This is a genomic window from Streptomyces sp. P17 (genome assembly GCF_032436805.1).
In the GTDB taxonomy this organism is placed as follows: domain Bacteria; phylum Actinomycetota; class Actinomycetes; order Streptomycetales; family Streptomycetaceae; genus Streptomyces.
Map to the genome: position 1 here is coordinate 28,324 of NZ_JAVRBF010000034.1, position 12,567 is coordinate 40,890.

A 12,567-nucleotide genomic window follows, 5' to 3' on the forward strand; every position below is an offset into this window, starting at 1 on the left:
GCTCGGGGCGCGTGAAGTTGAGAGGTCAGCTCCCCGACGCGTACGCCACGAAGTTCGCCCAGGCCTCCGGCGCAAGCGCGAGGCGGGGGCTGGTGTCGCGGTACTTGGAGTCACGGACATGGATGGTGCCGGGAGCGTGGGCGACCTCTACACAGGAGTTGCCGTCGTTGCCGCCGCTGTAACTGCTCGTGAACCACGCCAGCTCGGAGGTGTGCCCAGCAGTGGCCTTGCGGATCATGTTTCTCCCAGCAGTTGCTCGATGAGGGCCAGGGTCTCCCGGGGTGAGAGTGCCTGAGCCCGGATGGTGCCATACCTCAGTTCGAGGATGCGCAGGTGCTTGGGATCATGGACCGGCCGACCGTTGAACGCACCGTCAGAGCGGCCCACCGCCGTACCGTCCGTGAACTTCAGCAGTTCGATACGCCCGTCCAGTCCTGAGTGGGTGTCACAGTTCATCGGCATCACCTGGAGCACGACGTTGTGCAACCGCCCCACCTCCAGGAGCCGTTCGAGCTGGTGACGCCACACAATTGTGCCCCCGATGGGCCGGCGCAGCACGCCCTCTTCCAGGACGAAACTGAGCGCGGGTGCCGGGTCGCGCTCGAATACTGATTGCCGAGCCACACGAGCCGCCACCATGCGCTCCACGTCCTCCGGTGAGTACGGCGGCTGCGCCGCCCCGATGACGGATCGGGCATGGTCCGGCGTCTGCAGGAGCCCAGCAATGATGTTGCACTCGTACATCCCGATCTCGACCGCCTTGGCCTCCATGTCCGCCAAGGCCCGCACCTTCTTCGGATACCGAACCTTCTCCACGTCCTCCTTCATCGCGGAGATCAGCCCACCCGCCCCCAACACCCTGTCGGCGTCGTCCAGATACTCAGGCCGTGGAATCCGCTTCCCGCCCTCGATCTTGTACACCATGTCCTCGCCGTACCCGAGCCGCTTCCCGAACTCGCCGGCCCGCATCCCCACGGCCTCCCGCCGCAGCCTCAACTGCCGCCCCACGGTGGCGACTACAGCCACACCCCACTCGTCGTCGGGATCAACCTCCCACCCCGGCTCATCCGCCTCGGTCCTGAGCCGCCCCGCCTCCGTGTCCACCGACATGTCCCGCGCCGCCCCTCCGTCGTACCGCCTCGTACCCGCCACGCCCATACCCGCCCGCACTGCCCCGACAAGCCCGGACACCACCGGACAACGACCGGACAGTCACCGTACGCAACTGCGACGTCACTCCTCACGGTAAGCAGATACGGCCACGCTGAGTGACGTGATTCAGAAACTCGCCCAGCCAACAGAACAGCCCGCCCAACCCGAGGGCCACATCCGCAACTTCCGCGTCCTGCTGTCCCCCACACCCCGCGGCGCCCGTCTCGCGCGCCTGCTCGCTATGGAGGAACTGCGCACTTGGGGACTCCCGTTGGACCCGGCGGCGAACATCGTCGCCGAGCTGGCGAACAACGCGGCCACCCACGGTCGCGTCCCCGGCCGGAACTTCCAGCTCCTGCTCTACGTGGTCGGCAACACCCTCCGCATCGAGGTCACCGACACACTCGGTGACTGGCTACCCCACCCGCAGCACACCACCGGGGACGCCGACGAAGCCGGCCGCGGCCTGATCCTCGTGACCGCGCTGGCCGACCGTTGGGGAGTGACCCGGGGCCTGCCACCCCGCAAGACGGTCTGGGCCGAAGTCGAACTCGCCGCCCCAGCACCGGAGTCACCGAAGCCTGACGCCCCACGCTCCGGTCCGACCTGCGCCCCCTATGCACCACCCACTGGGGACAAAGAACCCCACCAAGCCCCACCCCTCCCTCCCGCCGGGCAAACTCACTCCCGCGAGTGAATATGCCCAACTCAGCTGGATTTGGGACCGGTTGCCTGCCCTACGCTCGGCGCGAGCAACACCACACAACCCCAGACATGCGACGGCCCCCGCCGGGACGGCAATCCCAGGGCGAGGGCCTGACCACCGAGGAAAGCCGCTCCCCGATGGACTCCGAAAACCCTAGCGCGCCCTCGCGCGTCCAGTCCCGTATCCCGGGCAAAAACCACCCCCACGCGCGCCCGAACTCCGGCGTGGTCCACGACAACGTCCGCCTCACCGAGAACTTCACGGTGATCGGCAACGACCTCACCCAGCACAAGGAGCTGTCGCTGCTCGCGATCGGGCTGGGCTGCTACATCCAGTCGGTGCGACCGGGCACGGCGATCGACATCAAGACCCTCGCAGCCCGCTTCCCGGAGGGCCCCACCCGCATCGCCGCAGCCCTGCGCGAACTCGAAACCCACGGCTACCTGCGCCGGACCCGCTTACGGGCCCCCACGGGCCGGATCGTCACCCGCACGGTCTCCTGCAACAGGCCAGGCCACCGCACGACCACACCCGGCACCACCACCAGGCCCGCCCGACGCCCGGCCCCGGACAAGCCACCGCCCCGCAAACGGCGCCTCCCCGCCGTACCCCAGCCCTCGTACACCTCCCCCGCCCTCCTCCAGACGGCCGTCGACGTCCTCGCCGGCCTCCGCCGCCACGACCCCCGCCTCCTCCTCTCGGCCACCGACGCCGACCACCTGGCCCCGGGCGTCGCCGCCTGGCTGGAACGCGACTTCACCCCCACCGCCGTACGGCACGCCCTGACCGAGAACCTGCCGAATGAACCCCTGATCCGCCCGGCCGCCTTCCTCGCCCACCGCCTGGCCGCCCAGCTCCCGCCCCCGCCCCCGTTCCGGCCCCCAGCGCCACCGGCCCCGGAACCCAGACACCCCTTCCAGATCTGCGACGGCTGCGACCGCGCCTTCCGTGCTCCCGCCCCCGGCCGCTGCCGCGATTGCCGCGAACTCCGGCAACCGGCATCTACGGCGGCTTGACCCACCCCAGGAATCCATATGGTCAACTCGCCCCACGAGGCGATGCACCGCATCTTCCAGCAGTATCCGGACCTCTTCTCCGGGGTGTCCGAGGTACTCGGCATCGACTTCCCCCCGCCCACTTCAATCACCGTGCTGCCCAACGACCTCACCGAGACCAGCCCCGTCGAACGCCGCGTGGACACCCTCCTGCGGCTGGACACGGAGTACGCCGAGCCGCTGCTCCTGGCGGTCGAGGCCCAGGGGAAGAAGGACCCGGACAAGCCCGCCAGCTGGGCCTACTACGCCTCGTACCTGCTCACCAAGTACCGGCTGCAGCCGTTGCTGCTGGTCGTCTGCCAGGACCGCGCCACGGCGCAATGGGCCGCGCGTGAGGTCAGCTTCGGCCCTCGCCAGTGGCCCCTGCTGACCCTGCGGCCGCTGGTCGCGGGACCGCACAACATGCCGGTGCTCACCGACCCGGCCGAGGTCCGCAAGGATCTCGCCCTCGCCACGCTGTCCGCGATCACTCACGCCAAGCATCCGGACGCCGGGGTCATACTCAAGTCAATGACGACCGTTCTGCGGGACACACCGCAGGGTGTCGCCAACCCGATCATCGAACTCATCTCACAGGGCCTGGGCAAGTACCCAGCCGCACGACAGTGGAGGAAACTGGTGGCCGTGGACCTCTCCTTTTACAAGTCACCCCTCTCCGAGGAAATCCGAGACGAGGGCCGGGCCCAGGGCGAGGCGCGCCGCGCCGCCGAGGACGTCCTGGACATCCTCGACGTGCGCGGCATCGACGTCCCCGAAGCGGTCCGGGAACGCATCACCGGCTGTGGCGACCCCGAGATCCTGCGCCACTGGCTGCGGCGGGCCGTCACAGCCCCGTCGGCCGAAGACATCTTCACGGACCAGTAGCCCAGGGTGAACGGCGAGAGCTGGCGGGAGCGCAGGCGCGCTTCTGAGGGACGACCCGGCCGCTGCCGAGAGGGCCGCACGTCTTCTCACCGAGCTGGGCACAGAGGAGCGCGACGAAGCGGAGATCGAAGCCGCACACACGGCGGTCTTCCTCGCCGCTGCACGCGAGTACGCCGGTCAGGGGCATGAGTTGATCCCCCGCCCCGAGCACACTCCCGACGCCCTGCGAGCGGCTCTCGCCGTCGTGGCCCCGGACCGGCTGGAGGAGATGCAGGCCACGAAGGACGAGGCCTTCGCCAAGGCCGTCGAGTGGCAGTCCCTGAGCCCTGTGCGGAGCTGGGTGCTCCGCTGGGCCAGGGACATCGAGATCGCCCGCCGTCCCGACCTGTCGTCCCGCTCGGAGCGTGCGCGGAGCATGTTGGAGAGCGAGGTTCCGGTCACGGCTCAGGAGGCGCTGCGGGAGCTGACCGCCGTACTCGACGAAGCCCTGAAGGCAGTGCGCGGTTGAGCTGCCGCTACTCCGGCCGCACCACGAACTCTGTCACTCCCCGCATCCGCACACCCGTTCCGCGCGGCTCCAGATCGCCTCTCACCGTCACCTCCCAACCGTGACGACCTGCCTCGGTGGCCCTGTCGACGTCCTCTGCCCGCAGCTCCACCCGGACACTGCGATGCCGCTGGGGATCCTCGCGGAGGAGGGAACCGTAGACCGTCGCCTCACGAGGGCTGACATCCCAGTGCAACTTGGTCACCACACCATGGAGCATCGCCGCCTCCTCCCGGCCCAGCCGCTCCCGCAGATCCTTCGCCACAGCCTCCAGCGCGCGCGTATGCGGTCGTTTGATCGCGACCGGAGGTGACGGCTGCTCCATCGGCCTCTCGGACGACCACGCGAAGGACAGCGAGAAGGTGCGGCGCTCCTCGCCCGCGATCTTCACCAGGGCCTCGCAGAGGTTCGCCGACAGGCCGGCGTCCGCCATGTGCTCGACGTGGGGCACCGAGTCCCCGGCCAGTGTGCTGTCCGCCGCCGCACGCGCACATGTGACGCCTGCGTAGAGCATCCGGGAGACCTTGCGGGCGAAGGGCTCGGAGGGCTGCGTCTCGCCGAAGAGGGACCCCTGGCCCCTCCGGTCGTGTCCGCCGTACGGTCCCTCCGGCAGCGGGGTGTGCGCCGCGATCACGTAACTGCCGACGCGGGTCTGGTCCAGCCGTACCGCCGCCACATGGTCCTTCACCTGCTGCGGTTTCTGCGCGGGCTGTACCGGCTGCCCGCCCAGCGCCGAAGACGCCGCCGCCGTGTGCAGGTCCTTCAGGCCGGTCAGTGCCGAGACCAGGTCCAGGAGGGGGGCCGTACCGGAAGGGCCGGGCGGTACCAGGCGGAGGAACTGCCAGTCCACCGGTGGCAGCCGCATCTCCCGCAGAATGTCGCCCGCGGGCCGCGCCTCGACCACGGCCAGGGTCTCCAGGATGTCGGCGACCCGCCCCGCGTAGTCCCGGCGGCGCTGCACCGGCACCAGGAGCTCGTACGGTGGGCCCGGCTCGTCCTGCGGCCGCCACTCCCACAGCTCGGCACCGGACAGGTCGCGCTCCGCACTCCATCCCTTGCCGCTCAGATAACGCCGTACGACTCCGGGGGCGAGGGTCGCGGCCTGCTCGAACTCGGCATCCGTGATCGCGGTCATGACGCTCCCACCAGCTCCCGGTAGTCCTCGGCGAACAGCTCGTGCAAGGAGTCGGCGGTCAGCAGATTGGCACGCGGGATGTAAACCGTGCGAGTGCTGTCCGTCTTCGACTTGTTCTCCGGCGGAGGGAGCGGTTCCTGGTCGTGCAGGCACAGCCAGTACGCGGCGTTTCTCAGGCGCAGACGGTACTCGGTGGCGTGCGACCAGGTGGAGGCGTCGGGCGGGGCCAGGACGAGGAACAGAAAGCGCGGCATCTCGTAATCCGGACCGGCCAGTTGGTTGTAGTTCTTCACCTTGAGCTTGTAGTGGAGGTAGTCGCCGTGGAAGTCCGGCGACGACGTGCACTTGACCTGTGCCTCAATGGCCGGAAACCTGCGGTCCCTCTGCGTCCCGCATAGCCCAACTGCCAGTCCACGCCGACCCGGTCACGCTCTTTGCGCGTCACGTCGAGGTTGGCCGCCGTGGCCAGCATGCGGATGAACTCCTCGCCGTACGCGCCACGGTGGCCGTTGTCCCCGAACCCCATCGAGCCGGTTGCCCATGCCGGCGGTTCAGGGCCGTTCGGCGGGGCGCCGTTCGGGGCGAACAGGCGCTTCAGAAGGCTGTCCGACGACTGGTGGGGGATGCCGCCGGTCCCGTTGTCTGTCATATGCCCCCGCTCACCCTCGAAACCTCCCCCGTGCGCGTGTCGTACCCCTCGGGCAACGCACCGTAACGAAGGTCACACCGGCGGCCAAGAACCTTGATCGGAATCAGGCCGGTTCCGTACGCAAGTCCGTGCCCGTTGTCAGTGCGCCGACCTACGCTGGCCACGTGACCCAGCAGCCTCTCGCCAGTCCAGGTTCCGAGCCGGACCCCGCCTCCGGTGAAGCGGTGCTGTCCGCGCCCACTCCGCAGTACTTGCGCGACAAACTCGCCGAGCTCGTCGTACGCGATCTCCTGGGCCCCACCGGGGACGCACCCGAGGAACTGGCGGGCAACCCCCTTGACCACTACATCATCGGGCGGCTGGCCCCTGGTGGTGTGCGGGACGAGGACGGCGCTCCCCTGCGGACCGTCGGCAAGATGGTCGCACCCGAGACGCTCGACGAGCCGGGCATGGCACCGGAGCAGGAGCCCGAGGCTGGGGACCCCGAGCCTTCCGCGCCCGCCATGCCGAGTCTTCACCCGTCGACACTGGGGCTGACGCTGCGGGTGGAGCGGCAGGTCCAGGAGCTGACCGTCGACTGCGCCTGGGGGCGGTACGAGCGCGGGGACTCGGAGATCGAGGGGAACCCGAAGCGCGTGTGGCATCGGGTTCCCTGCTCTGGCACGGTCACCGTGAAGCTGGTGGAGGGGAAGCTGGCCGCACAGCCCGTGCATGCCCGCGACTTCCTGAACATCGTCGTGCGCGGGCGGGCCCGGCTGCACGAGGGGTCGTGGCTGGTGTCCCTCTTCCTCGTCAACGGGCAGGAGAACAGGCCAGGTTCGACCCACTGGATGTTCCAGGCCTCGATGACCGTGTCGGGAGCTCCGGGCTCGGCGCCCTTCCTGCCGCGCCGCTCCATCGAGCGGCCTGGCAGCGACCAGGACGAGCGGCGCTCGCTCGCCATGACCTACCGCTTCCATCCGGAGTTCGCCGTGGGGCATGGCACCGGGGTGCACGCCGAGAGCGATCCCGCCGAACCCAGGCGCGCCATGCGCATCACCACCACGGCCACCCCCTCGTACGAGATCCCGCACACGGATGTGCCGGACCCGCGCCGTGACCGGCGTGACGAGGACCTGCCCGAGCTCGCCGAACTCGTGCTGGACATGAGTGAGTTGAGCAAGCTGGAGACCGCTCCGCTGCGGGCCGCACTCCTGCCCCTCGTGGACGGTTACCGCTCCTGGATCGAGCGGCAGAAGCAGTCGGTCGACGACCCTGCCGCCGGGCTCGACGCCTACCGCACGGAAGCCCTGGAGAACATGCGTCTCGCCGGCAAGGCCGCCGATCGCATCCGGGCGGGCATCGATCTGCTGAAGGACGACCCCGACGCCCTCGACGCCTTCCGGTTCGCCAACCGCGCCATGTGGCACCAGCGCGTGCAGACCATCGCCGCGGGCAGCCGACGCCGTACTCCCACCCTGTCGCTGGAAGAAGCGGTCCAAGCGGTCGACCAGCCGGAGAACCGCAGCTGGCGGCCCTTCCAGCTGGCCTTCCTGCTGCTCAATCTGCCGTCGCTCGCCGATCCCGCCCACCCTGAGCGCGCCGACGACGCCAGTGCGCTGGCCGACCTGCTGTGGTTCCCCACCGGTGGCGGCAAGACCGAGGCGTACCTCGGCCTGACCGCGTTCACCCTCGCCATCCGGCGGCGCAAACCCCACCTCGGCGGCCTCGACGCCGAGCACGGCGTCGCCGTGATCATGCGGTACACCCTCCGGCTCCTGACCATCCAGCAGTTCCAGCGTGCCGCCGCGCTGATCTGCGCCTGCGAGGTGATCCGCCGGGAGGAGCCCGCCCGCTGGGGCCGCAACCCGTTCCGCATCGGTCTGTGGGTGGGCGGCAGGGTCACCCCCAACACCACCGACCAGGCCGCCGACTGGGTCAAGGAGCGCAAGAAGGACAAGGGGTACAGCGGTTTCGGCCGGATGGGCTCGCCGCATCAGCTCACCAGTTGTCCATGGTGCGGAGCGAAAATGGAGGCGGGGCGAGACATCGCCGTCGAGACCACGCTGCGCCGGACGTTCATCACCTGCCCCGACGCCTACGAATGCCCCTTCGGGGCCACCGCCTTCGGTCTGCCCGCCGACGAGCAGGGACTGCCGATCCTCGTCGTGGACGAGGAGATCTACCGCTACCCGCCCAGCCTCGTCATCGCCACCGTCGACAAGTTCGCCCAGCTGCCCTGGAAGGGCGAGACCCAGGCGCTGTTCGGGCAGGTCTCCCGCCGGTGCACGCGGCACGGATTCGTCACGCCGTCGGCCGTGGACGCGGAATGGGAGTCCTCCAGCCATCCGGCGAGCAACGGGCACGCTGCCGCCTCCACCGTGGACGTGGTGCGGGTGCGCCCGCCGGACCTGATCGTCCAGGACGAACTGCACCTCATCTCCGGCCCGCTGGGCTCCCTCACGGGCCTGTACGAGACCGCGGTGGACCGGCTCTCCACCTGGAATCCCGAGCCCGACCGGACGGTGCGGCCGAAGGTCATCGCCTCCACGGCCACGGTCCGCCGCGCCGACCGGCAGATCCACGACCTCTTCGCGCGAAAGACAGCGGTCTTCCCGCCGTCGGGGCTGGACGCCGACGACACGTTCTTCGCGCGGCGCCGCGCCCCCGAGGAGACTCCGGGCCGTCGGTACGTGGGCATCTGCGCGCAGGGGGTGCGCACCAAGTCCGTGGCGATCAGGGTGTTCGTCGCCCAGCTCGCCGCGGCCCAGCACCTCTACGAGACCTACGGGGCGAGCGAGCTGACCGACCCGTACATGACGCTCGTCGGCTACTTCAACAGCCTGCGCGACCTGGGCGGCATGCGGCGGCTCGTGGAGGACGACGTGTCGGCGAGGCTGATCCGGGCGGACCGCCGAGGGCTCGCCGCCCGGCGCATCGGTGAACCGGCCGAGCTGACCAGCCGGATGGCCTCAGACGCCATCCCCGACATCCTGGCCAAGCTCGACCTCACCTTCGGTCGTCGGCCCAAAGGCTCGCCCCGCCCCATCGACGTCCTGCTCGCCACCAACATGATCGCCGTCGGTGTCGACGTCTCCCGGCTCGGCGTCATGGTCGTCAACAACCAGCCCAAGTCGACCGCCGAGTACATCCAGGCCACCAGCCGAGTCGGCCGCCGTGCTCCCGGCCTGGTCTTCACCGTGCTCAACTGGGCGCGCCCGCGCGACCTTTCGCACTACGAGACTTTCGAGTCCTTCCACGCCACCATCTACCAGCACGTCGAGGCCCTGTCCGTCACACCGTTCGCGGACCGTGCGGTCGACCGCGGCCTGACCGGCGTTCTCGCGTCCCTGATCCGCAATCTCAAGGCCGACTACAACCCCAACCGCGGTGCCCAGTGGGTGGACCGCCGCGGCGAGGTCGTAAGTCACGCCCTGCGTTCGCTGGAACTGCGCGCCCGGGATGTCCTGGCGGACCGGCACGTCGTCGACGAGGTGCGCACCCGGCTCGACGCCCGCCTCGACTACTGGGAGCAGAAACGCAGGGCACCCGGAGCCGTCCTCGGCTACCGAGCGGCCCGGAGCCAGGGAGACGTCGCCCCGCTGCTCCTGGAGCCGGACAGCGGCCCTTGGAGGCTCATGACCTGCCCGACGTCGCTGCGCGAGGTCGAGCCGCCGATCAGACTCATCTTCACCGGCGCCGCAGGGCACGAACCCGATGACGAACCGCCCTACCTCCCGCGACAGCAGGAGGACGGCGGCGCCCCGGTCACCGACGAAGATCCCTGGGAGAGGACATGAGCAGCCCCACCGGCGCAGCGCTCCGCGTGGGAGAACTGCGCCCCAGCCAGCTCCTGCACACGTACGGCATCGGCGCCGTGACCGACCTGCCCAACCTGTCCACCATGGTCCTGGGCCTCGACGAATGGGACCCGGTCCGTGCGCGCGTCCTGACCGAGGACCGCCTCCTGGCCGCCGTACGCCGCCGCCTCGGCGGCACTGTCACCGCCCTGCGCACCCCACCCCACCTGCCGGAGAACCCCGCCGACCCGTACGGCGACTGGACCAGGACAGGAGTGCCGGTCGGGCTGTTCCCGCGCTGGCTGCGCTGCTCACGCGAGCGGTGCAATCAGCTGGCGCCCGCCTCGAGCGGCCTCTTCCAGCTCCGGCCCAACCTTTACCGGCCGGAGAAGACCAAGTACGTCCACACCAACTGTGGCGGCCCGGGCAAGGGCCAGCCGACCGCTCTGCCCGCCCGGTTCCTGGTCGCCTGCAAGGACGGCCACATGGATGACTTCCCCTGGGTCTACTTCGTCCACGGTGGTGGTGCACCCTGCGAGAACCCGACCCTGAGCCTGACCGAGTCGGGCACCACGGGTGAGGCCGCCAATGTCTTCGTGCGCTGTGTGTGCAAGGCGGTCCGCTCCATGGCGGACGCCATCGGTCAGGCCGGCGAACGGAACCTTCCGGCGTGCCGTGGCCATCACCCGCACCTGGGCACCTTCGCCCCGGCCGGCTGCCCTGAACATGCCCGCACCATGGTGCTGGGCGCCACCAACAGCTGGTTCGCCTCCCAGCTGAAGGTGTTCAGCATCCCGCGAGCCGAGGAGCCGCTCACTCAGGCGGTGAGGGAGCACTGGAGCCTGCTGTCACCGCTGGCCGCCGTACCGGCGGACGCGGCGAAGATGCTGCTGCCCACGCAGGCGTGCTGGGCCGAGCTGGAGCAGTACGGGGCGGACGCGGTCTGGGCCGCCGTCACCAGGGAGGCTCAGGCGGTGTCGGGTCAGCAGAGCGATGAGGACGAGGAGTTCGACCTCATCACGCCCGAATGGCGAGCCTTCACCAACCCCCGCGACCATGCCCTGCCCGACTTCACCACCGTACGAGAGCGGCACGTACCCGACGGAACAAGCGACTGGCTCGACAGTGTCGTCCTGGTCCACCGGCTGCGCGAGGTCTCGGCACTCACCGGCTTCACCCGGATCGAGGCTCCTGAATGGCTGCCGGACGAGGAGGTGCAATCCCGTTCCGGGGCGCCCCTCAGCCGAAGTGACCCCACGTGGGTTCCTTGCGCGGAACTGCGCGGCGAGGGCGTGTTCCTCGCCCTCAAGGAGCAACAGCTCGCCGAGTGGGAACAGCGTGAGGCGGTAGTCGCCCGCGAGCAGACCCTCAAGGACGCACACCGGGACTGGTCCATCGCCCGTGGGGTGGAGCCCCGCTGGCCCGGTATCCGGTACGTCCTCCTGCACACGCTGGCCCACGTGCTGATCCGCCAGTTCGCCCTGGAGTGCGGCTACGGCGCCTCGGGCATAGCGGAACGGATCTACGCCCGCTCCGGCCCGGACCCCATGTCCGGAATCCTGCTGTACACGGCAGCTCCTGACAGCGAGGGAACCCTGGGCGGGCTGGTCTCGCTGGGCCGCGGCAACCGGCTCGGCCCGGCCGTGGCACAGGCCCTGGAGGAAGCCCGGCTGTGCAGCTCCGACCCGATGTGCGCCGAGCACGATCCACGCGTCCACGCCCGGTTGCACGGGGCGGCCTGCCATGCCTGTCTATTCGCGGCAGAAACCTCCTGCGAGCGGGGCAACCACTATCTGGACCGAGCGCTGCTGGTGGAGACACTGGCAGACGACAAGTGCGCGTTCAGGCCATGAATCAGCCGGGGGAGATACCGGGTCGAGAGAGGCTAGGCAGAGGATCACCCGACTCGGCGGGCGTGCCCGGAGCCCGAAGCGCCACTCCGCAGCACCGGCTGCCCGGTCTTCTGGCCGCCCTGTGCGATCGTCTGCCCGAAGACCGCGTTGTCGCCCTGGAGCACGTCCTTGAGCCGGCCGCAGGACCCGACGACGTCCCACTGAGCCGGTTCATCGCAACGCAGTCCGCCGCCGGGCTCGCGCACCAGCTGATGGAGATCACCCGTGTCTGGCGCGCCGAGGCGCCCGGTGTATCCGGAGCGGGCCTCGCACTGGCCCTGGCCACGACCCGCGCCAACACCCGGCCCAGGCCCGCTCAGGTCGTGATCAGCGGACCCTTGAGCGCCTCAGTCCCAGCACGGCTGACGAGCGGAGTCGCCGTGGAGGTGATCCGCTCGGCAACCACATCGCTGTTGATCGCCAGCTTCGCCGCCCACGGCGCTCAGGACGTCGTGGCGGAGATACAACGGGCGGTCGAGCGTGGAGTCCAGGTGGATCTCCTGCTCGAGGAATCCACTCAGGCGTCGGCGGCCTTCACCGCGCTTCCCGAGGAAGTGCGGGTCTGGCATCGCGACGGAGCGGCAGGTGTACTGCACGCCAAGCTGATCGCAGCCGATCGGCACACCGCGTTCCTGGGCAGCGCCAACCTGACCGACAGGGCCCTGTCCGAGAACATCGAACTCGGTGTGCTGCTCCGTGACCCACGCCTCGTGAAACCCCTCGTCGAGCATTTTCACTGGCTGCTGGCCCCAGGGAACGACGTCATGCGCCGTGCGTGAACGATCGGG

At 69.7% G+C, this 12,567-nt stretch carries 11 protein-coding genes; 7 read left to right on the plus strand and 4 right to left on the minus strand.

The genetic code is table 11. From position 1 onward, the window contains the following. Nucleotides 1–25: 25 nt before the first annotated feature. Together RMT89_RS22300 and RMT89_RS22305 are read right to left on the minus strand one after the other, a co-directional pair. Nucleotides 26–238 carry a DUF397 domain-containing protein gene (locus RMT89_RS22300; RefSeq protein ID WP_315885523.1) on the minus strand — a complete coding sequence of 71 codons (213 nt, stop codon included), beginning with the start codon at nucleotides 236–238 and terminating at the stop codon, nucleotides 26–28. After that, nucleotides 235–1,110, minus strand: a complete 876-nt coding sequence (locus tag RMT89_RS22305; RefSeq protein WP_315885524.1) for a helix-turn-helix transcriptional regulator — start codon at nucleotides 1,108–1,110, stop codon at nucleotides 235–237. The genes RMT89_RS22300 and RMT89_RS22305 overlap by 4 nt, the downstream gene beginning before the upstream one ends. Nucleotides 1,111–1,273: 163 nt before the next feature. Here RMT89_RS22305 and RMT89_RS22310 point away from each other — a divergent pair, with 163 nt between their 5' ends. The 4 genes from RMT89_RS22310 (at nucleotide 1,274) to RMT89_RS22325 (ending at nucleotide 4,285) form a co-directional block, all read left to right on the plus strand. Continuing rightward, nucleotides 1,274–1,849, plus strand: a complete 576-nt coding sequence (locus RMT89_RS22310) for an ATP-binding protein (RefSeq protein WP_399498468.1) — start codon at nucleotides 1,274–1,276, stop codon at nucleotides 1,847–1,849. Nucleotides 1,850–1,995: 146 nt separating this feature from the next. Then, nucleotides 1,996–2,874 (plus strand): helix-turn-helix domain-containing protein, encoded by an 879-nt coding sequence (locus RMT89_RS22315; protein WP_315885581.1) that lies wholly within the window; start codon nucleotides 1,996–1,998, stop codon nucleotides 2,872–2,874. A gap of 18 nt (nucleotides 2,875–2,892) precedes the next feature. Next, the gene (locus tag RMT89_RS22320; protein WP_315885525.1) at nucleotides 2,893–3,777 is read left to right on the plus strand and encodes a hypothetical protein; all 885 of its coding nucleotides are present in this window, start codon (nucleotides 2,893–2,895) and stop codon (nucleotides 3,775–3,777) included. Between the two features lie 190 nt (nucleotides 3,778–3,967). Continuing rightward, the gene (locus RMT89_RS22325; protein WP_315885526.1) at nucleotides 3,968–4,285 is read left to right on the plus strand and encodes a hypothetical protein; all 318 of its coding nucleotides are present in this window, start codon (nucleotides 3,968–3,970) and stop codon (nucleotides 4,283–4,285) included. 7 nt (nucleotides 4,286–4,292) lie between these two features. Here RMT89_RS22325 and RMT89_RS22330 read toward each other — a convergent pair whose 3' ends face one another. Together RMT89_RS22330 and RMT89_RS22335 are read right to left on the minus strand one after the other, a co-directional pair. Beyond that, nucleotides 4,293–5,459: a hypothetical protein gene (locus RMT89_RS22330; protein ID WP_315885527.1), complete on the minus strand. Its 1,167-nt coding sequence runs from the start codon at nucleotides 5,457–5,459 to the stop codon at nucleotides 4,293–4,295. Beyond that, nucleotides 5,456–5,869 carry a DUF4365 domain-containing protein gene (locus RMT89_RS22335; RefSeq protein WP_315885582.1) on the minus strand — a complete coding sequence of 138 codons (414 nt, stop codon included), beginning with the start codon at nucleotides 5,867–5,869 and terminating at the stop codon, nucleotides 5,456–5,458. The genes RMT89_RS22330 and RMT89_RS22335 overlap by 4 nt, the downstream gene beginning before the upstream one ends. A 403-nt stretch (nucleotides 5,870–6,272) precedes the next feature. Here RMT89_RS22335 and drmA point away from each other — a divergent pair, with 403 nt between their 5' ends. From drmA to drmC, 3 genes are all read left to right on the plus strand, one after another. Then, the gene (drmA, locus tag RMT89_RS22340) at nucleotides 6,273–9,887 is read left to right on the plus strand and encodes a DISARM system helicase DrmA (RefSeq protein ID WP_315885528.1); all 3,615 of its coding nucleotides are present in this window, start codon (nucleotides 6,273–6,275) and stop codon (nucleotides 9,885–9,887) included. Further along, nucleotides 9,884–11,740: a DUF1998 domain-containing protein gene (locus RMT89_RS22345; protein WP_315885529.1), complete on the plus strand. Its 1,857-nt coding sequence runs from the start codon at nucleotides 9,884–9,886 to the stop codon at nucleotides 11,738–11,740. Before drmA ends, RMT89_RS22345 begins: the two co-directional genes overlap by 4 nt. Nucleotides 11,741–11,802: 62 nt before the next feature. Next, the gene (gene drmC / locus RMT89_RS22350) at nucleotides 11,803–12,558 is read left to right on the plus strand and encodes a DISARM system phospholipase D-like protein DrmC (RefSeq protein ID WP_315885530.1); all 756 of its coding nucleotides are present in this window, start codon (nucleotides 11,803–11,805) and stop codon (nucleotides 12,556–12,558) included. The last annotated feature ends 9 nt before the right edge of the window (nucleotides 12,559–12,567 follow it).

Excerpts from the sequence above, each read along its gene's own strand:
- RMT89_RS22300 (WP_315885523.1), bottom strand. The coding sequence starts at position 238 with ATGATCCGCAAGGCCACTGCTGGGCACACCTCCGAGCTGGCGTGGTTC.
- RMT89_RS22305 (WP_315885524.1), bottom strand. The coding sequence starts at position 1,110 with ATGTCGGTGGACACGGAGGCGGGGCGGCTCAGGACCGAGGCGGATGAG.
- RMT89_RS22315 (WP_315885581.1), top strand. The coding sequence starts at position 1,996 with ATGGACTCCGAAAACCCTAGCGCGCCCTCGCGCGTCCAGTCCCGTATC.
- RMT89_RS22320 (WP_315885525.1), top strand. The coding sequence starts at position 2,893 with ATGGTCAACTCGCCCCACGAGGCGATGCACCGCATCTTCCAGCAGTAT.
- RMT89_RS22330 (WP_315885527.1), bottom strand. The coding sequence starts at position 5,459 with ATGACCGCGATCACGGATGCCGAGTTCGAGCAGGCCGCGACCCTCGCC.
- RMT89_RS22345 (WP_315885529.1), top strand. The coding sequence starts at position 9,884 with ATGAGCAGCCCCACCGGCGCAGCGCTCCGCGTGGGAGAACTGCGCCCC.